Below are 18,938 nucleotides of genomic sequence, written 5' to 3'. Positions count from 1 at the left end.
CTGGCGTGTCGGCCCCCGGATCGGCGCCGCCCGCGGAGGGCCCGGTCGCCCCTGACCGGCCGGCCGCGGATGGATCGCCGCCTCCGGAGACGCCCGCAGCCCCGCGCGACCGGCGCTTCACGCTCGCGCTGCTCTCCGTCCTCGGCATCCTGACGGTGGTCGCCGGGGTGCTCGCCGTCGTCAGCCTCGTGCAGGGGCCGCGTCTGAGCCAGGTGCAGGTCGATCCGGCACAGGCGATCGAGGCATCCGGCAGCAGGCTCATCCTCACCGCCAACCAGAGTCTCGATGCGATCGACCCCGACCAGGTCACGGTCGAGCCCGCCGTGCCGTTCACGGTCGACGCGGGCGGGCGCAGCGTCGGCATCCGGTTCACCGTCCCGCTGCACGACGACACGACCTACCGGGTCGCCGTGGCCGGCGTCACCGCCGCGGGCGGAGGCACCGAAGCCGACCTCGAGACGAGCTTCCGCACGCCCGCGTCGAGCATCATGCTGCTGCAGCGCTCGGCCGACGGTGCCGACAAGATCTTCCTCTCCGACCTGAGCGGCGAGAAGGCGGCCCCCGTCTTCGAGCATCCCCGCATCAGCGACTTCCGTGCCACGACCGACGTCATCGTCGTGGCCGTCGAGGAGGACGACGGCTCGCGTCTGCTCGTGATGAACCGCGACGGGTCCGAGCAGCGCGAGCTGCCGCTGCCGGGCGAGGGGTACGTCTCGTCGGTGCAGGTCTCCGATCGTGGGGGTCTGGTCGGCTACAGCTACTCGGACCGCGAGCTCACCGAGGCGACCGGTCGCGCCAGCGTGCTCGTGACCCAGGCGCTCAGCGGCGCGGACGAGCCGCGCATCGTGCAGATCGACGGCGAGGAGGCGAACGTCGCCGAGTGGCGTTTCGTGCCCGACTCGTCAGCGCTGCTGTTCATCGACTTCGACGGCTCCCTGACGGTCGAGGATCCCACCGGCGACGCGGGCGCGCAGCCGATGGGCGTCGCGGCGAGCATCCTCGGGGTGAACCGCGGCACGTACACCGCGCTCATCGAGCGCGCAGACGGCAGCTTCGTCGTGCTCGACCTCACCGACGGCACCGAGCAGCCCCTGCCGGCCTCCGACCCCGACTACGGCGACGCGGTGGGCATCGAGGCGTTCCCCGGCGGCACCCTGCGACACATCGTGCAGCGCGACGAGCTGGGCATGCCGACCGGCCAGGCCGTCGTGCGCGTCGACGAGGAGGGCGCGGCGACCATGGTGGCCGAGGTGAGCGGCGAGGACTCGATCCTGCAGACCTGCGTCTCGCCCAGCGGCCAGTACGCCGCCGTCACCATCGCCCCCGATCTCGCGAACAACGAGTACGACGACCTGCTGCTGCCGCTGCCCGTCACGGTGCACACCCGTCTCATCGACCTGCTCGGCGACCGCGAGCTGCCGACCCTGAGCGGCTTCGACATCTCGTGGTGCCGCACGGCTCCGCTGCCATGACGCTCGACCGTCAGGACCTGCTCGCGCTGCCGATCGACGTGGCACCCCGTCTGCTCGGCGCCGAGCTGCGCACGATCGTCGACGGCGTCGCCACCGCCCTGCGCATCACCGAGGTCGAGGCCTATCACGGCCGTGGCACCGGTGACGTGGCCGACCCCGGATCCCACGCGAGGATGGGCCCGACCGCGCGCAACGCCACGATGTGGGGCGAGCCGGGGCACCTGTACGTGTACCTCAGCCACGGCATCCATTCCTGCATCAACGTCGTCTGCGGACCCGAGGGGACGGCCGGGGGAGTGCTGCTGCGCGCCGGCGAGATGGTGGAGGGAGTGGATGCCGCGGCGCACCGTCGCGGCGTCAGGGGCCCGCTCTCGCGCATCGCGCGGCGCGACCTCGCCCGCGGGCCCGGCCGGCTGGGGCAGGCTCTCGGTCTGCGCCACCCGCTGCACGACGGCATCGACATCGTCTCGGGCGAAGAGCACAACGGCGCGGTTGCACGGCTGACCTGGGGTGCGCCCGTGGCCGACGTCTCCGCCGGACCGCGCGTGGGTGTCGCGGGTGTCGCGGGCACCATGGCGTTCCCCTGGCGGTTCTGGATCACCGGCGACCCGACGGTGTCGCCCTTCCGGTGGGGGCGCGGCGCCCGGGAGGCGGCGGAGGGACGCTGAATCCCGGGATGCCCGAGCGCCCGGGTCAGCCCGGTCGAGTCGCCGCGCCAGCGCGGTCAGGTGCACGCGGGCGAACGTCGCGTCAGGCGACCGTGCATCCGCACGACTCGCGCACCCGCAGCTCGGTGGCGAACTCGTGGTGGCGGCGGTCGTCGCCGGACGCGAGCAGAATTCGCACGGTGGCGTGCGCCATCTGCTCCAGCGGCTGTACCGCCGTCGTCAGGCGAGGCCACACGAACTCGGCCGCCACGGTGCCGTCGAACGACGCGATGGCGATGTCGTCCGGCACTCGCAGACCGTGCTGGCCGAACGCGGCGAGCATGCCGATCGCGATCTGGTCGGACGCTGCCAGCACCGCCCGAGGCCGGCGGGGCGCCCGCATCAGCTGCATCGCCGCGTCGTAGCCGCCCTGGTGGGTGAACGGCACATGCACGAGCGGCCCGAGGGGCAGCCCGGCCGCGCTCAGGGCATCGCGCCAGCCTCGCTCGCGTTCGTCGTACCTGGCCGCGCTTCCCGCGAATCCGATGTCCCGGTAGCCGTGGGAGATGAGGTGCTCCGTCGCGCCGCGCGCGCCCACCGCGAAGTCGACGCCGACGCTGTGCAGACCGTCCGTCTCGCCGAACTGTCCGATCACCACCGCGGGGATGCCGAGGGCCTCGACCAGCGACTGCTCGCGCGCGGTCAGCACGTCGGCGATGATCAGACCCCCGATCTGGCGTGAGACGAGGTCGCGGATCTGCTCGGAGGTCGCCACCTGCTCGCGGTCGGAGTTCACGATCAGCAACGAGCGGCCGTTGTCGGCGCTGGCCTGATCGAGGGCGTGGCAGAGCTCGGCGAAGAACGGGCTGCGGTTGTCGTGGACGAGCAGGCCGAACATGTCGGCCGAGCCCATCGACAGCGCCCGTGCGGCCGCGTTCGGGCGGTAGCCGAGCACGCGCACCGCGTCGAGCACCCGTTCCCGGGTGAGCGGGGCGACCGCCTTCGGCCCGTCGTTGAGCACATAGCTGACGACGGCGGTGCTCACGCCGGCATAACGGGCGACGTCGGCCCGGGTCACCGACCGCGGTCGACGGTCAGCGTGCATTCGGTTGTCCCATATCGGGAATCATAAGCCGCTCGCCGCCTCGACGCGCCGACTCGTGCGCCATAACGCCGGGCAGCGTGAACCGAGCCGCCTGCCAGGCGTTCACCGGCGGCAGCGTCTGATCGGTCACGGCGCGCACGAAATCGTCGACGAGGAAGTGGTGGCTGCCCTCGTGACCGTTGGGCAGCTTCTGCAGCTCGGCGGGGATGCGGGTGCGCTCCTGCTCGTGGATCGCCGCGTACCCCGAGACGAACGCGTCACGCAGCGCCGGTGCGATCCCCGACAGGGCGGGGTCGTCGACGGATGCCGAGGGGTCGGTGTCGACGAGGTGCGAGATGTCCTCCACGCCCTGGCGGGTCTGCCACACCGTGGTGCGGGCGAGCTGCTCGAACGAGCCCTCCGTGCCGAACCAGCGGAAGCGCGACTCGCGCAGGTGGGTGGGATAGCCCACCCGGCGGAACTCGTTGATCCGCATCGAGCCCCCGCCCGCGACCTCGAACAGGGCGGTGGCGTTGGAGAAGTCGTTGTCGAACTGGCTGAGCTGACGCTCGAACACCCCGTCGCCGCGCTCGTCGGTCACGCCGATCGCCGACACGGCGACGGCATGGGTGGGCCAGGCGCCGAGCACGCCGCCGATCGAGTGCGTCGGGTACAGCAGCGGCGGGTAGCTGGCGGTGCTCTTCCACTCCGCGCCGCCCGAGTACTGGTACGCCTCGTAGAAGCCGAGGTCCATGTCGTGGATGTAGTCGCCCTCGCCGTAGAACAGGCGGCCGAACTCGCCGGCGGCGAGCTTCTGCCTCGCATAGACCGTGGCGGGGTTGTAGAAGCTCGTCTCGCCCATCATGTAGGTGAGGCCCGTGTCGCGGACGGCGTCGATGATGGCGCCGATCTCGTCGACGGTGATCGCCATGGGCACGGCGGAGTAGACGTGCTTGCCGGCGCGCAGCGCCTTGACGACGAGCGGACCGTGGGTCCAGCGCTGCGTGAAGATCGCGATCGAGTCGATCGCAGGCGACGCGATCATCTCGTCGAAGCTGTCGAACGTCCCGGCGAGGCCGGCGGAGGTCACCAGCTCGGTCGCCCGAGAGCGGACGACGTCCGTTACATGCACGGCCGAGATGCCCGGATGATGATGGAAGAGGGTGGCGAACTGACCTGCGAACTGGCCCGCGCCGACGAGCCCCATGGTGAACGCCATGTGCCGCAGTCTTCCATCCGCCGTCAACAGGTGTCAACAAAGGGAAGGGGCCCCGGAACCGTGCCCCTCAGAACGGTTCCGGAACCCCTCGGTCCCCAGTGATCTACGCGGGTAGAGTAGCACGATTCGAGAATGTTCGCACCACTCTGATACCGGAATCCGGTGCGGCACGGCTGAACGACGACGCCGTGCTAGACTGACTCCTTGTCTGTGCACACTCCTGTGCGCAGTTCGTATCCCACACCTCTCTCCCGGCCTTGTGCTGTGCCTGCGGGTGGGATGCAGACAAGGGATCTTGGGTGGGGCCGTCCGGCCTCACGGTAATGAAGGAGTCACAACATGGCAGCAGTGTGCCAGGTGACCGGTGCTGTTCCCGGCTTCGGTCACAACATCTCGCACTCGCACCGCCGGACGAAGCGCCGCTTCGACCCGAACGTGCAGAAGAAGACCTACTACGTGCCGTCGCTCGGTCGTAAGGTCACCCTGAACGTGTCCGCCAAGGGCATCAAGGTGATCGACGCTCGCGGTATCGAGAAGGTCGTCGCGGACCTCAAGGCGAAGGGTGTGAAGCTCTAATGGCCAAGAAGGCTCAGGACATCCGTCCGATCATCAAGCTGCGCTCGACGGCGGGCACCGGTTACACGTACGTGACCAAGAAGAACCGCCGCAACACCCCGGACCGCCTCGTGCTGAAGAAGTACGACCCGGTCGTTCGCAAGCACGTCGAATTCCGCGAGGAGCGTTAATCATGGCGAAGAAGAGCAAGATCGCTCGCAACGAGCAGCGCAAGGTCATCGTCGAGCGCTACGCCGAGCGTCGCGCCGAGCTGAAGAAGACCCTGGTCGACCCGAACGCCACCGACGAGGCCCGCGAGGCCGCACGCGTCGGCCTGCAGAAGCTTCCGCGCAACGCGTCGCCGAGCCGCGTGCGTTCGCGCGACGCCATCGACGGCCGCCCCCGTGGCGTGCTCACGAAGTTCGGCATCTCGCGTGTCCGCTTCCGTGACATGGCCCACCGTGGCGAGCTGCCCGGCATCACCAAGTCGAGCTGGTAAGCATTCCCCGAGCTCGTCGAAGGGCTGCACAGGGGGCGAGGATCTTCGGATCCTCGCCCCTTTTGCATTCCCTCCCCGATCCGTCAACCGGTCGAATCTGTGACCGAAGTGGCCAAAGTGACGCAACTCGCCGGGAAATCCGGCCAAAACCCGCGAAATGACGCGGAATCACATCCCGCGGTTGGTACATTCAAGGCGGTCGAACGACCGACGGGGGCTCTCCCTCGAAATCAACACGATGCGACGGACCTTCGTCGCTGGAGGAGTGACATGGCTGACAAGTCCATCACCAAGACCGAGCTCGTCGCGAGCATCGCTTCCGCCACCGGCGAGAGCCAGGCCACCGTCTCGCGCGTGCTCGACTCGCTGTTCACCACCGTCTCGGACGCCGTTGCCAAGGGCAGCAAGGTCTCGATCCCGGGCTGGATCGCGTTCGAGCAGGTCGACACCGCCGCCCGCACCGGCCGCAACCCGCAGACCGGCGCCGAGATCAAGATCCCGGCCGGCAAGCGCGTCAAGGTCACCGCAGGCTCGAAGCTGAAGGCAGCCGTCAAGTAAGACCGCTCGCCGTACGGAAGGCCGTCCCCTCGGGGGCGGTCTTCCGTCGTATCGGCCGTAGGCTGGAAGCGTGAACCCGTACCGTCTCGCTGGCCTGGCGATCCTCGTCATCAGCGGGGCCGCCGGACTCATCGCCGCCCTCATCGTGGGCGGCGGCGCGGTGCCTCCGAAGCTGCTCGACCCCGGCCCCATCGTCATGTGGGGTCTTCCTGCCGTGAAGCTCGTCGCCAACCTCGGCGCCGCGGCGATGCTCGGCTCGCTGGTGCTGGCGCTGTTCGCCCTGCGCGTCGGGACCCGACCGTTCGAGCGGGCGATCGACACGGCATCCGCGGGGGCGGCCGTCTTCACCATCGGCTCGGGCATCACCGCATTCCTCACGTTCATGGCGGCGTTCAACCCGAAGCTCACCGCCGACCGCGGCTTCGGCGATCAGTTCGGCCGGTATCTGCTCGAGCTGCCGCTGGGTCAGGCCTGGCTGATCACCACGCTGATGGGCGCGGTGATCACGCTGCTGCTGTTCGGCTGGCGCACCTGGACGGGCACGGCGTTCACCGCGGTGCTCGCCGCGGCGGCCTTCCTGCCGATGGCCACGCAGGGCCACTCGGGTGACGTCGCCGGTCACACCGTCGCGGTGAACGCGATCCTGCTGCACACGATCGGCGCCGCCGTGTGGGTGGGCGGGGTGCTGCTGCTCGTCATCCTCCGTCACGTCGACGGACGCGTCGGCGCTCAGCCGAAGACGGGGAAGACGGCGAAGACGGATGCCCGCATCGACCTGCCCGTGCTCGTCGCACGCTACTCGTCGCTGGCGCTCGCCGCGTTCGTGGTCGTGGCGTTCTCGGGCGTCGCGCGCACCGTCGTCGCGCTGGGGGAGTGGAGCGAGCTGCTCTCGCCGTACGGCCTGATCGTCATCGCCAAGGCCGTCGCCCTCGTCGGGCTCGGCCTGTTCGGCGCCTGGTACCGACGCCGACTCATCCCGCACCTCGGCGGTGCCCGCGAGAAGCGCGCGTTCTGGTCGCTGATCCTCGGCGAGCTCGCCCTGATGGGCATCGCCTCCGGCGCCGCCGCCGCGCTCGCCCGCACGCCCCCGCCGCTCGGCGAGCAGGCGCCGGCGGTGCAGACGCCCGCGCAACGGCTCACCCGGGAGCCGCTGCCGCCCGAGCTGACCCTCGACCGCTGGTTCACGTCGTTCGACCTCGACGTGCTGTGGATCGCGGCCGCCGGCTTCGGCGTCTTCCTCTACATCGTGGGGATCGTCCGGCTGCGCCGGCGCGGGGATGCCTGGCCGGTGCATCGCACGATCTTCTGGATGCTCGGCATGGCCCTGCTGCTGTGGGTCACGAGCGGTCCGATCAACGCGTACCAGGACTACCTGTTCAGCGTGCACATGGCAGGACACATGCTGCTCAGCATGGCGATCCCCGTGCTCCTCGTCGCGGGCGCTCCGATCACGCTGGCGCTGCGCAGCATCCACAAGCGCGACGACGGCACGCGCGGCGGGCGCGAGTGGATCCTGTGGGCGGTGCACTCGCCGTACTCGCGGTTCATCACGCATCCGTTCGTCGCCGCCGGCATCTTCGCCGTGTCGCTGTGGGCGTTCTACTTCACCGATCTCGTGCGCTGGGCGATGTACGACCACCTGGGACACGAGTGGATGATCATCCACTTCCTCATCTCGGGCTACCTGTTCGCGATGACGCTGATCGGCGTCGATCCGATCCCGTACCGTCTGCCGTACGCGGGCCGGCTCATCACGCTGATCGCCGTGATGGCCACGCACGCGTTCTTCGGCATGGCGATCATGATGCAGTCGGGCCTGTTCGTCGCCGAGTGGTTCGGCTCGATGGGCCGCACCTGGGGTCCGACGCCGATGGAGGATCAGTACATCGGCGGTGGCATCGCGTGGTCGGTCGGCGAGATCCCGACGCTGATCCTGGCGGTCACCGTCGCGATCCAGTGGTCGCGATCGGATGCCAGGCTGCAGCGTCGCCGTGATCGACATGCCGATCGAACCGGGGACGCCGAGCTGGAGGAGTACAACGCTCGGCTGGCACGGATGGCCGAGCGGGACAGCGTGCGCTGAGGGCTCAGTCCTCGAGCGTCGGCTGATCGCCGTCCGGCGAGCCGACGCGGATCGACACCGATCCGTCCGGGAGCACGGTCGCGGTGCCGTTCACCCGGAACGGCACGTCCTGCGAGACGTCGCGGACGGTGCCGTCGAACAGCGACTGGATCCGCACCTCGATGTGCGCCATCGCGTCGGTGGGAGGCAGCGCCCAGGCGCCGCCGTCGGGCTCGAGGGTCACGACGGGCTGTGCGGTGATCGACCACTTCGGCACGGTGTCCGGGGCGAGTCGGTTGTGCAGCTGCAGACCGAACGGGCAGCGGGTGGGCTGCAGCACCTCCTGCGTCGCGCACTCGGTGAGGAACTGCTCGACCTGCTGCTGCACGACCTCGACGAACCTCTCGGTCGGCTGGGCCTGCACATCGACGGGCGTGCGAGCGAGCGCGGTGTCGGCGAGCACGCTCACCCCCGGGGTGGACGAGATGGCCGTGTCGACGGTGACCGAGTACCTGCCCGGGGTGAACACCAGCAGGTGCAGGGGGTCGAGCGGGGCGGCATCCGCGCCGTCGACGGACACCTGACGCCGATCGATCGCGAAGCCGTTCACCGCGAAGACGTCGGCGCCGCGCACGGTGAGCTGGATCTCGGCCAGCGGGCTCACCGTGAAGCGCCAGTTCGGGGCGACTCCCACCCAGCCGTCCTGCGCGACGGTGAAGATCGAGGTGCCGTCGACACCGCCGGCGACGTAGTCGACGACGATCTCGTGCACGCCGTCCTTCGAGCCCTTCTCGGTGACGGTCACGTCGGTGAGCGGGGCGAGGGCGGCCCGGCGCAGCAGCGCTTCGGAGGCGGAGGCGTCGATCCCGGCATCCTGCAGCACGGCGAGGTCGAGCGAGACGCCCGGAACCTGCAGCGCCTCGGCGGCGCGCCCGCTGGAGAGCAGATCCAGGTACCGCTGCACGAAGGCGGAGGGGCTGTAGAACGACTGGTACAGCGACATCCCGCCCGCGGCGATCGCGGCGAACAGCAGCACGCCGATGACGGCCAGCAGGGTGAGGTCGGACCGCAGGCTGGAGCGCCCGCGCGGGCGCGTCCGCCCCGGTGACACCCGCCCCTGCATCATGGCGCAAGTCTAGGCAGTCGGCGCTGGGACGATGCCGTACGCACCCGTCGGGGACTTAACATAGGGTCGTGTCCGTCGCCCTCTCCGAAGAACAGCACGCGCTGTTCCGACTCATCGAGGACACCGATGAGCACGTCTTCATCACCGGTCGTGCCGGAACGGGCAAGTCGACCCTCCTGCAGCACTTCGCCTGGAACACGAAGAAGCAGATCGCGATCTGTGCGCCCACCGGTGTCGCCGCCCTGAACGTCGAGGGGCAGACGATCCATTCGCTCTTCCGGCTGCCGGTCGGACTCATCGCCGAGAGCGAGATCGAGCAGTCCGACGCGACCCGCCGCATCCTCAACGCGATCGAGACCCTCGTCATCGACGAGATCTCGATGGTGAACGCCGATCTGATGGATGCCATCGACCGATCTCTCCGTCAGGCGCGCGGCAAGCGCGGCATCCCGTTCGGGGGAGTGCAGGTGGTCATGTTCGGCGACCCGTACCAGCTCGCGCCGGTGCCGCCGCGCGGCGACGAGCTGCGGTACGTGCAGGATCACTACCGCTCGTTCTGGTTCTTCGACGCCAAGGTGTGGACCGGAGGCAGGGACGACGCCGGCGGCATGCTCGACATCGGCAGCTACGGCGCGAAGCTGCACGTGCACGAGCTGGTGCACATCCACCGCCAGTCCGACGACGGCTTCAAGGCGATGCTGAACGCCGTGCGGTACGGGCGCGTCACCGCCGACATCGCGGGTGCGCTGAACGAGAAGGGCGCGCGCACTCCGCCCGAGCCCGAGCCGGGCGAGGTGCCGATCATCACCCTCGCGACCCGCAACGACATCGTGAACAGCATCAACCGGCGCCACCTCGCGGCCCTGCCGGGGCGCGAGCAGACCGCGCACGCCGAGGTGTCGGGCGACTTCGGGCGGGGTGAGGCGAACTACCCCGCCGACGCCGAGCTGAAGCTGAAGGTGGGCGCGCAGGTGATGTTCCTGCGCAACGACATCGCCATGCAGGGCGAGCCCCCGCGCTGGGTGAACGGGTCGATCGGGACGGTCACCCGCATCCTCGGCGACACCGTGCGCGTCGAGGTGGACGGCGACGAGTTCGATGTCGAGCCGGCCGTGTGGGAGAGGTTCCGCTACGCGTACAACCCGGGCACGAAGACCCTGAGCCGCGAGGTCGCCGCGGAGTTCACCCAGTTCCCGCTGCGCCTGGCCTGGGCGGTCACGATCCACAAGTCGCAGGGCAAGACCTACGATCGCGCGGTCGTCGACCTCGGATCGGGTGCGTTCGCGCCGGGGCAGACGTATGTCGCGCTGTCGCGGCTCACCTCGCTCGACGGGCTGTACCTCTCGCGCCCGCTGCGGCCGAGCGACATCCGCGTCGACGAGGACGTGCGTCGATTCATGCGCGAGGCGTGGGAAGCGCGTCAGGCCCGGCGAGCCGAGAGCGCCGCAGCAGACGGGAAGAAGGAAAAGGGCATCCGGATGCCGTGACGGGCGGCCTTTCAGCCTCGTCGCCCTAGACTCGGAGAGTCCATCCCCCGGGAGTGTTTCATGCATCTTCGTTCGTCGCGCCGTGTGCGCGCAGCCGTTGGCGGCGTGCTCGCCCTGGCCCTCGCACTGACCGGCTGCACCGGATCGGATTCCGAGTTCAGCTACACGCCCCCGAAGCAGGTCGACGCGAAGCTGCCCGACGATGTGACCGGGCAGCTGCAGGCCGCCGTCGAGCGGGCGATCGTCGCCAGCGGATCCTCGGGCGCCATCGTCGGCGTCTGGGTGCCCTGGAGCGGCGAGTGGGTCACCGGCGTGGGCACGCAGGGCCCGGACGGCGCCGAGGTGACCACCGACATGTCGTTCCGCATCGCCGATGTCACCCGGCTGATGACGTGCGATGTCCTCTACGGCATGGCCGACGACGGCACGGTCGAACTGGACACCCCCGTGCCGAAGTACGTCTCGGGCGTCGCCGACCTCTCCGACATCACGCTGCTCGACCTCTGCAACGGCACGAGCGGCGTCGGCTCCTCCGAGGCCGTGGTGAAGCCGTACTGGCTGAACACGCCGGGGCGCGAGTGGGCTCCCCTGCAGCTGGCCAGCTTCGGGCTGGGCACCGCCCGCACGCCGGCGCACACCGAGTACCGCGAGTCGGACGCCGGGTACCTCATGCTGGGCATGGCGCTGGAGCGCGTGTCCGGTCGCAGCGCGTCCGAGCTGATCGCGAAGTACGTCACGGGGCCGCTCGAGCTGGCGTCCACCTCGCTGCCGCCGCGCGAGTCGGCCGCACCCAGCCCGTCGCCGGCACTCAAGGGCACCTTCCTTCCCCCGGCCGAGGGCGGCGGGTACGACTGCGCGGCCCCCGTCGACATCACGAAGAGCTCGTCGAGCATCGGCTTCACCGACTCGGGCGTCGTCTCGACCATCACCGACCTCGGGCGCTACGCCCAGGCGGAGGCACGTCAGGCGCTGCGCGCGAAGAACGCCGAGCCCGCTCGCTTCGGCGCCCCGCTCCCCGTCAGCCCCGGCGCGCCGAGCTGGTACCAGGCGACCGGCGGCGGGTACCTCGTGGGCTCGATGGTCGGACAGCACGGCTGGGTTCCCGGCTACGCGACCGCGGCGTACTCCGACCCGGCCACCGGCTTCACCGTGGCGGTCACGCTCAACGGCTCGTCCGCGGGTGGCGCGATGGCCGCGTACCTCGCCTGGGAGCTCGCGGCGATCGCGTCGAAGGCTCCTGCTGCCGAGGGGCAGACGGCGCCGGAGTTCGGACTGCCGTTCACGGCTGAGCAGTACGCGCAGAGCATCGCTGACGCGGCCATCTGCGCACCGCCTGCCGCGGAGTGAGCCGCACGAGCATCCGAGGCGACCTGCTCGCCAGCGCCGGCGCGGTCTGGGCGGGGCGCCAGGGGCGGCCCCATGGCGTCGCCTCCGACGTGCCTCCCACGCCATGAAAGGATGGACGGGTGTGCTCGTCTGGTAGATCTCGGCTCCTCCGCGGCTTCGCGGGCGCCTCGATCTCGACGTTCGTCGCCCTCGCCTCCCACGTCTGGGTCGGCGGTCAGATGCCGGGGATGCTCGGTGTCGCGGTTCCCTGGCTGCTGTCGTTCATGCTCTGCACGCTGCTCTCGGGCATCCGCCTGTCGGCGATCAGGCTGACGTTCTCGGTGATGGTGTCGCAGGCGCTGTTCCACGTGCTGTTCGTGCTCGGCGCGATCGCACCGCGAGGCGGCATCGCAACGCACGTGCACGGGCCGCTCACGCTGCCCGCCGCCGGCACGGCGGTCGTCCCCGAGGATGCGGGCATGTGGCTCGCGCACGGCATCGCCGCGCTCGTCACCGTCGTCGCGCTGCATCGTGGTGAGCGTCTGATCCAGGCGCTCACGGCCCTGGCATCCTCCGTCGTGCGCTGGCTGACGCGCTCGGTCGCCGTCGCACCGGCTGTGCCCGCCGTTCCGACCCGGCCGCGCTGGGCACTGCTGCCGGCATCGCCGCGCGCCGAGCCGCGCCTGGCCGCGCTGCATCGGCGCGGGCCGCCTCTGAACGTCGTCTGATCCATCGCCGCCGTATGGCCGCGTCGGGCGCCCCGCGCCCCTTCCAGATGATTCGCCGCGTCGCGGCACCCAGAAAGAGGTCTCCCATGTTCCGCATCCGCACCACCATCGCCGCCGTCGCCGTGGCGACCGTCGCCGCGCTCGCCGTCGCCGCTCCGGCGTCCGCTCACGACACGATCGTCTCGAGCACCCCTGCCGCCGATTCGCAGCTGACCGCCGCGCCCACCGAGGTCGTGCTGACCTTCTCGAACACGCTGCTCTCCATCGACGAGAACAGCGGCACGGCCATGACCGTCGTCGACGAGTCCGGTCAGGACTGGGTGGCCGGGCCGCCGTCGATCGAGGCCGACACGGTCACGGTTCCGCTGACGGAGGGGATGCCCGACGGCGCCTACACGGTGACCTGGCAGGTCGTCTCGAGCGACGGGCACCCGACGTCGGGGGAGTACGCGTTCTCGCTGACCGTGCCCGAGCCCTCCGCGACGCCCAGCGCCACCCCGAGCGAGACGGCTGCGGCAGACCCGACCGCCCAGCCCTCCGACGCCGCGCAGCCGACCGAGCAGTCCGACCCGATGCCGTGGCCGCTGCTGATCGGCCTCGGAGTGGTGCTGCTCGCCGCCGTCATCACCGCCATCGTGATCGTCGCGCGACGCCGGCGCTGACCCGGATCGAATCGAACGGGCCCCGCCGCGCATCGGCGGGGCCCGTTCCCAGTGGTACGTTCGCGACAGCGCGAACGGCGCGCTCAGGAGGCACGGCATGGCGATCGTCGACAACGGCATCTACGTGGGCGGTGCGCGCACGGCGAATCCCGACAGCATCGACGAGACCTTCGAGCTGATGCGCGAGCGCGGCGGAATGGGCTGGATCGGTCTGTATCGACCGGATGCCGAGGAGCTGCAGACGGTCGCCGCCGAATTCCGGCTGCACGAGCTCGCCGTCGAAGACGCCCTGCGCGGGCATCAGCGCCCCAAGCTCGAGCACTACGAAGATCATCTCTTCGTCGTGCTGCGACCCGCGCGCTACCTCGATGCGGAGGAGGAGGTGGAGTTCGGCGAGGTGCACGTGTTCGTCGGGCGCGACTTCGTCGTCACGGTGCGCCACGCCGAGGAGCCGGACCTCGGGCAGGTGCGCCGCCGCCTCGAGAGCGATCCCATCCTGCTCGCCCACGGGCCGGAGGCCGTGCTGTACGCGATCCTCGACGAGGTGGTCGACCGGTACGCGCCGGTGCTGGCCGGGCTCGAGAACGACATCGACGAGATCGAGAACCAGCTGTTCGTCGATGACGTCGACGCCACGCAGCGCATCTACGAGCTCTCGCGCGAGGTGCTCGAGTTCCAGCGCGCGGCGCAGCCGCTGACGGACATCGTCGGCGGGCTGCTGCGCGATGGGGAGAGGCGCGACGCGGATGCCGAGCTGCAGCGTCGACTGCGTGACGTGCACGATCACGCCATCCGGGTCGCCGACCGGGCCGCCACGTTCCGCGCTGTGCTCGAGAACGCGCTCACCGTCGAATCGACGATCGTCGCACGCCGGCAGAACGAGGAGATGCGGCGGATGACCCAGGAGAGCATCCGTCAGGGCGACCAGATGAAGCGGATCTCGGCGTGGGCGGCGATCCTGTTCGCGCCGACGCTGATCGGATCGATCTACGGCATGAACTTCCTCGACATGCCCGAGCTGAACTGGCCGTACGGGTACCCGCTCTCGATCGCCGCGATGGTCGCGCTCGGCGGCGGCCTCTACCTCGCGTTCAAGCGCAAGGGCTGGCTGTAGCGGCGTGTGACGCTGCGCGGCGCCGGCCATGCCGGATGCCGGGGCGGGCACGGCAGAATGGATGCATGAGCCTCGCCGACCTCGCCGCACCGCACCCGTACGACGCGATCACCGAGGCCGACCTGCGGCGGGCGGGCAGCGTCAAGTGGACGCGTTTCCCCGACACGATCGGCACGTTCATCGCCGAGATGGACTTCGGCGTCGCGCCCGCGATCTCGGATGCCGTCGGCGACGCGCTGCGCGCAGGATTCACCGGCTACCTGCCCGTGCCGACCGCTCGCGCGCTGCAGCAGGCGGTGGCCGATTGGTATGCCGATCGATACGGCTGGACCGTGCCGAGTGCGGACGTGCGGCTCGTCGCCGACGTGATCGCCGCGTACGAGTTCGCGATCACCACCTACACCCAGCCCGGCGCGGCGGTGATCGTGCCGACCCCCGCCTACATGCCGTTCCTCGATGTGCCGCTGCGACACGGACGTCGAGTGATCGAGGTGCCCAGCCTCGAGGTCGACGGGCGCTGGGTCATGGACCTCACGGCCGTCGCATCCGCGTTCGCCGAGGGCGGCGAGCTGCTCGTGCTCTGCAACCCGCACAATCCGCTGGGCACGGTCGCGACTCGGGAAGAGCTGCTGGCGATCGCGGAGACCGTGTCGGCTGCCGGTGGGCGGGTCTTCTCCGACGAGATCCACGCTCCGCTCGTGTACGAGCCCGCCCGGCACATCCCGTACGCATCCGTGTCGGATGCCGCGGCCGCGCACACGCTGACGGCGACATCGGCGTCGAAGGCATGGAACCTCGCCGGCTTCAAGTGCGCGCAGCTGATCCTGTCGAACGCCGAGACCAGGGACGCGTGGGATGCCGACGGCGGGTGGGCCGGTCACGGCACCGCGACGATCGGCGTGATCGCGCAGCTCGCGGCCTACACCGGGGGCGCCGAGTGGCTGGCCGGGGTCATCGAGTACCTCGACGGCAACCGGCGACTGCTCGCTGAGCTGGTGGCGGAGCACCTTCCCGGGGTGCGGGTCACCGTGCCGGAGGGGACCTACATCGCCCTGCTCGATTTCCGCGGTACGCGGCTGTGGGCCGAGCTCGGTGCGGATGCCGACCTCGGCGCCTGGCTCCGCGAGAACGCCGCGGTGTCGATGACCGACGGCGCGCTATGCGGACAGGCCGCGATCGGGTGCACGCGGTTCGTGTTCGCCACTCCGCGACCGCTCCTCCGCGAGGCCGTGGTGCGCATCGCGGCGGCGCTCAGCAGCTGACGCGCTGTCCGGTCGGCGTCAGGCGGTGGTCGAACGGCTGGCCTGGTCTGCGGCGGCAGTGAGCCGACGGAGGAATCCGACGACGGCAGCCTGCTCCGCTTCCGTGAGGTCTGCGGCGATCTCCTGCGTCGCCTGCTGAAAGGCGACGACGGGCGCGCCCACGGTCTGCTCCGCGAGCGGCGTGGCCGTGATCACCAGGCTGCGACGGTCGGAGGGGTGCCGCACGCGCTCGATGGCGCCGGCGCGCTCGAGGCGATCGAGCAGAGCGGTCATGGATGCCGAGGTGACGCCGAGGTGCTTAGACAGCGCGGTCGGGGTCACGGTGTCGCCGTTCATGGCGGCACCGAGGAGGTACTGGATGATGCGGATCTCGTTGTCGGACATCGAGGAAACCTGCCGGGCACGCGCATGCATCGCGCTATCGGCTTCCTGGTACTGCCGAAGGGCGTCGATGATCACCTCCGCGGCGTCAAGCTGAACGCTCATGGCCACCTCCTGCTCCCACTATAGCAAGACGTGAAGCGTGGCAGATATGTAGTTTGACAAACTACTTTTGATCTGAGTAAGTTTTCTCACATCGGATACACCGACCTGAGGAGTTGAAATGGGCACGCTGCACTACGGAGCCACCGGCGAAGCAATCGAGATGCCGGACCGCATCCTCGCTCACCTGAAGGTTCTCGTGTCGACCAAGCTGCGCCGCAACGAGAGCTTCTCGCTCTCGTGGGACCGTCTGGTCGACGGAGGCGTCGAGCGCTCCAGCATCTGGCTGCACTGTTCGATCCCGCTGCAGTTCAGGATGGACGCCGAGGCCGCCAAGCAGCTCGACCGGAGCTACCTGCAGCAGCTCGCCGATCAGGCGAACTCGTCGGCGGGCGTCGTCATCGATCTCTGCGACCAGGTCGCCGAGCGCGAGATCACCGAGCTCGATGTCCGCACCCCGGCACTGGCGCGTGTGGCATGACCATCGCAGAGCACCCCGCAGGCCGCCTCTACGTCCACGGCGCCGTCTCGGCAACCGACCCGGTCGCTCCCACGGCCGGCATCGTGCCCCGTGCGGTGACGTGGAGCAAGGTCGACACCGGCTTCCACGTGGCCTCGAAGGCCGGCGAGTACGTCGGCTCGGTCGACACGACCCCCGACGGTCACTTCGTCGCCTTCGACGCGACGAGCGCGCCGATCGGCCGTTATGCGGATCTCTCCGAAGCCAAGACGGCCGTGCTGTCGTGGAAGCCCGAGCGCTCGCGCATGCGCGATCGCCACGTCGGTCGGATCGTGCACCCCATCGCCGCGTCTGCGGGCCTCGTGGCCGGAGTCACCGCCGCGTTCGGCGCACTGCTCACGGTGTTCCCCGCCTGAGCGCCTGCCTCAGCCGCGCGGTCCGTGCGTGAGGACGACCGCGTCGGTCTTCTGCTGCAGGAATGAACGGAGCTCCGCGAGAGACGTGAGGTCTTCCGCGAGCTGACGAAGGGCCGCGTCGTCGAGGTCGAGCGTCTCATTTCGCCCCTCGAACGTGACCACCCAGTTGGGCAGCCCCTGACGGATCTCGGGGTGCAGGAACGTGATCGTGCTGGCGGAACGCAGCGTGACGACCACTATTCCGGAGTTCGGTCCGGCCTCGAAGTTCTTGTCGAGCACCGCGACGCCCAGCGAGTCCGCGCTGTGCGACTCGATGTACTCGTTGACCCAGCGCTCCACTGTGGTCCGGTCGCGATATGGCATGGGGCACCTGCATTCGTTCGATGAGCGCACACACGCTCACTCTGAACCGTAGCCGACTGTGCGGGGTGAGGGGCCGCGGCCCGCCCGGCAGGACATATCGCGCATCGTTGTTTCGCTCCATGTCACCTGCCGAGCGCTGGACTCACACCTGCATCGGCGCCATTCGCGCCAGTCGCAGCCACGTCTCGATGACGGTGTCGGGGTTCAGGGACACCGATTCGATGCCCTGTTCGACGAGCCACTCCGCGAGCTCGGGGTGATCGCTCGGGCCCTGGCCGCAGATGCCGACGTACTTGCCCTGACGACGGCATGCCTCGATCGCCATCGAGAGCAGCTTGAGCACGGCCGGGTCGCGCTCGTCGAAGGTGTCCGCCACCAGTGCGCTGTCGCGGTCGAGACCGAGCGTGAGCTGCGTCATGTCGTTCGAGCCGATCGAGAAGCCGTCGAAGTGCTGGAGGTAGTCGTCGGCGAGCAGCGCGTTCGTCGGGACCTCGCACATCATGATGACCTTCAGGCCGTTCTCGCCCCGGCGCAGGCCGTTCTCGCCCAGCAGCTCGACGACGGCCTGCCCCTCGGCCACGGTGCGGACGAACGGAACCATCACCTGCACGTTGGTGAAGCCCATCTCGTCGCGCACGAACGTCAGCGCCTCGCACTCCATCTCGAAGCAGTCGCGGAACTCCGGGGAGATGTAGCGCGAGGCCCCGCGGTATCCGATCATCGGGTTCTCCTCGTGCGGCTCGTAACGATCCCCGCCCAGGAGGTTGGCGTACTCGTTCGACTTGAAATCGCTCAGCCGCACGATCACCGGCTCCGGGGCGAACGCGGCGGCGAGCATCGAGACGCCCTCGGCCACCCGCTGCACGAAGTACTCGCGCGGCGACGGGTAGGCGGCGATCCTGGCATCCACCTGTCGGCGGAGGTCGTCGGGCAGGGTGTCGTGCTCGAGCAGGGCGCGGGGATGGATGCCGATCTGCCGGTTGATGATGAACTCCAGCCGGGCCAGACCGACCCCGCGGTGCGGAAGGCGGGAGAACGAGAACGCCTGATCGGGCGTTCCGACGTTCATCATGATCTTCACCGGCGGTTCCGGCATGCTGTCGAGCGCCGTCTCCTCTTCGGCGAAGGCCAGGATGCCCTCGTACACGACGCCCGTGTCTCCGTCGGCACAGGACACGGTGACCGGCTGGCCGTCGGCCAGCACGCGCGTCGCGTCGCCCGTGCCGACGACGGCGGGGATGCCGAGCTCGCGGGCGATGATCGCGGCGTGGCAGGTGCGGCCGCCGCGGTTGGTGACGATCGCGGATGCGCGCTTCATGATCGGCTCCCAGTCGGGATCGGTCATGTCGGCCACGAGCACGTCCCCGGTCTGGAACTCGCTCATCTGCGTGGCATCGCGCAGCACGCGCACGGGA

Annotated in this window: 22 protein-coding genes; 16 read left to right on the top strand and 6 right to left on the bottom strand. The window is 69.7% G+C overall.

From position 1 onward, the window contains the following. Both BFN01_RS15605 and BFN01_RS14790 read left to right on the top strand, forming a co-directional pair. The coding region (locus BFN01_RS15605) for a hypothetical protein (RefSeq protein WP_177243894.1) at positions 1–1,472 on the top strand (1,472 nt) is incomplete at its 5' end. Then, entirely contained in the window at positions 1,469–2,140 is a 672-nt protein-coding gene (locus BFN01_RS14790; protein ID WP_071645083.1) for a DNA-3-methyladenine glycosylase, read from the top strand. The genes BFN01_RS15605 and BFN01_RS14790, both read left to right, overlap by 4 nt. Before the next feature lie 82 nt (positions 2,141–2,222). On the opposite strand, the gene BFN01_RS14785 is transcribed toward BFN01_RS14790, so the two are convergent. Both BFN01_RS14785 and BFN01_RS14780 read right to left on the bottom strand, forming a co-directional pair. Then, complete coding sequence (locus BFN01_RS14785; protein ID WP_256221177.1) at positions 2,223–3,197, bottom strand: LacI family DNA-binding transcriptional regulator; 975 nt, start codon at positions 3,195–3,197, stop codon at positions 2,223–2,225. Between the two features lie 16 nt (positions 3,198–3,213). After that, entirely contained in the window at positions 3,214–4,422 is a 1,209-nt protein-coding gene (locus BFN01_RS14780; protein ID WP_071645080.1) for a Gfo/Idh/MocA family protein, read from the bottom strand. Between BFN01_RS14780 and BFN01_RS16040 the strand changes: the two genes are divergently transcribed. The 6 genes from BFN01_RS16040 to BFN01_RS14755 all read left to right on the top strand — a co-directional run bounded on the left by BFN01_RS16040 (position 4,409) and on the right by BFN01_RS14755 (position 8,117). Next, the gene (locus tag BFN01_RS16040; RefSeq protein WP_143187270.1) at positions 4,409–4,537 is read left to right on the top strand and encodes a hypothetical protein; all 129 of its coding nucleotides are present in this window, start codon (positions 4,409–4,411) and stop codon (positions 4,535–4,537) included. The two genes, BFN01_RS14780 and BFN01_RS16040, sit on opposite strands and share 14 nt — an antisense overlap. A gap of 224 nt (positions 4,538–4,761) precedes the next feature. Then, positions 4,762–4,998, top strand: a complete 237-nt coding sequence (gene rpmB, locus BFN01_RS14775) for a 50S ribosomal protein L28 (protein ID WP_071645079.1) — start codon at positions 4,762–4,764, stop codon at positions 4,996–4,998. Then, the gene (gene rpmG, locus BFN01_RS14770) at positions 4,998–5,168 is read left to right on the top strand and encodes a 50S ribosomal protein L33 (protein ID WP_045250846.1); all 171 of its coding nucleotides are present in this window, start codon (positions 4,998–5,000) and stop codon (positions 5,166–5,168) included. The genes rpmB and rpmG overlap by 1 nt, the downstream gene beginning before the upstream one ends. Positions 5,169–5,170: 2 nt before the next feature. Continuing rightward, positions 5,171–5,476: a 30S ribosomal protein S14 gene (gene rpsN / locus BFN01_RS14765; protein WP_071645078.1), complete on the top strand. Its 306-nt coding sequence runs from the start codon at positions 5,171–5,173 to the stop codon at positions 5,474–5,476. 270 nt (positions 5,477–5,746) lie between these two features. Beyond that, entirely contained in the window at positions 5,747–6,034 is a 288-nt protein-coding gene (locus tag BFN01_RS14760; RefSeq protein ID WP_071645077.1) for an HU family DNA-binding protein, read from the top strand. A 70-nt stretch (positions 6,035–6,104) separates the two neighbouring features. Then, positions 6,105–8,117, top strand: a complete 2,013-nt coding sequence (locus tag BFN01_RS14755; protein ID WP_071645076.1) for a cytochrome c oxidase assembly protein — start codon at positions 6,105–6,107, stop codon at positions 8,115–8,117. Between the two features lie 4 nt (positions 8,118–8,121). Here the strand turns inward: BFN01_RS14755 and BFN01_RS14750 are convergent, their stop codons facing one another. Then, on the bottom strand, positions 8,122–9,222 hold the full coding sequence (locus BFN01_RS14750) for a hypothetical protein (protein WP_071645075.1): 1,101 nt from the start codon (positions 9,220–9,222) through the stop codon (positions 8,122–8,124). A gap of 68 nt (positions 9,223–9,290) precedes the next feature. Between BFN01_RS14750 and BFN01_RS14745 the strand changes: the two genes are divergently transcribed. From BFN01_RS14745 to BFN01_RS14720, 6 genes are all read left to right on the top strand, one after another. Continuing rightward, positions 9,291–10,709: an ATP-dependent RecD-like DNA helicase gene (locus BFN01_RS14745; RefSeq protein WP_083428855.1), complete on the top strand. Its 1,419-nt coding sequence runs from the start codon at positions 9,291–9,293 to the stop codon at positions 10,707–10,709. Positions 10,710–10,769: 60 nt separating this feature from the next. After that, positions 10,770–12,056 (top strand): serine hydrolase, encoded by a 1,287-nt coding sequence (locus BFN01_RS14740; RefSeq protein WP_071645074.1) that lies wholly within the window; start codon positions 10,770–10,772, stop codon positions 12,054–12,056. Positions 12,057–12,175: 119 nt separating this feature from the next. Next, the gene (locus BFN01_RS14735; protein ID WP_071645073.1) at positions 12,176–12,763 is read left to right on the top strand and encodes a hypothetical protein; all 588 of its coding nucleotides are present in this window, start codon (positions 12,176–12,178) and stop codon (positions 12,761–12,763) included. Between the two features lie 86 nt (positions 12,764–12,849). Next, entirely contained in the window at positions 12,850–13,425 is a 576-nt protein-coding gene (locus BFN01_RS14730; RefSeq protein ID WP_071645072.1) for a copper resistance CopC family protein, read from the top strand. A gap of 97 nt (positions 13,426–13,522) precedes the next feature. Then, the gene (gene corA, locus BFN01_RS14725) at positions 13,523–14,539 is read left to right on the top strand and encodes a magnesium/cobalt transporter CorA (protein WP_071645071.1); all 1,017 of its coding nucleotides are present in this window, start codon (positions 13,523–13,525) and stop codon (positions 14,537–14,539) included. A 65-nt stretch (positions 14,540–14,604) separates the two neighbouring features. Beyond that, the gene (locus tag BFN01_RS14720) at positions 14,605–15,801 is read left to right on the top strand and encodes a MalY/PatB family protein (RefSeq protein WP_071645070.1); all 1,197 of its coding nucleotides are present in this window, start codon (positions 14,605–14,607) and stop codon (positions 15,799–15,801) included. Between the two features lie 18 nt (positions 15,802–15,819). On the opposite strand, the gene BFN01_RS14715 is transcribed toward BFN01_RS14720, so the two are convergent. After that, a complete protein-coding gene (locus BFN01_RS14715) occupies positions 15,820–16,287 on the bottom strand; it encodes a MarR family winged helix-turn-helix transcriptional regulator (RefSeq protein WP_071645069.1) in 468 nt (155 codons plus the stop codon). 118 nt (positions 16,288–16,405) lie between these two features. Here BFN01_RS14715 and BFN01_RS14710 point away from each other — a divergent pair, with 118 nt between their 5' ends. Together BFN01_RS14710 and BFN01_RS14705 are read left to right on the top strand one after the other, a co-directional pair. Beyond that, complete coding sequence (locus BFN01_RS14710; protein WP_071645068.1) at positions 16,406–16,765, top strand: hypothetical protein; 360 nt, start codon at positions 16,406–16,408, stop codon at positions 16,763–16,765. Then, positions 16,762–17,160 carry a hypothetical protein gene (locus BFN01_RS14705; RefSeq protein ID WP_083428853.1) on the top strand — a complete coding sequence of 133 codons (399 nt, stop codon included), beginning with the start codon at positions 16,762–16,764 and terminating at the stop codon, positions 17,158–17,160. Before BFN01_RS14710 ends, BFN01_RS14705 begins: the two co-directional genes overlap by 4 nt. A gap of 9 nt (positions 17,161–17,169) precedes the next feature. On the opposite strand, the gene BFN01_RS14700 is transcribed toward BFN01_RS14705, so the two are convergent. After that, on the bottom strand, positions 17,170–17,523 hold the full coding sequence (locus BFN01_RS14700) for a hypothetical protein (protein WP_071645067.1): 354 nt from the start codon (positions 17,521–17,523) through the stop codon (positions 17,170–17,172). A 142-nt stretch (positions 17,524–17,665) separates the two neighbouring features. Next, the coding region (gene ppsA, locus BFN01_RS14695; RefSeq protein ID WP_143187269.1) for a phosphoenolpyruvate synthase at positions 17,666–18,938 on the bottom strand (1,273 nt) is incomplete at its 5' end.

Origin of the sequence: Microbacterium sp. AR7-10, from assembly GCF_001878835.1 — a bacterium.
GTDB classification, from domain to species: Bacteria; Actinomycetota; Actinomycetes; order Actinomycetales; family Microbacteriaceae; genus Microbacterium; species Microbacterium commune.
This window is presented reverse-complemented; position numbering and strand designations above follow the sequence as displayed.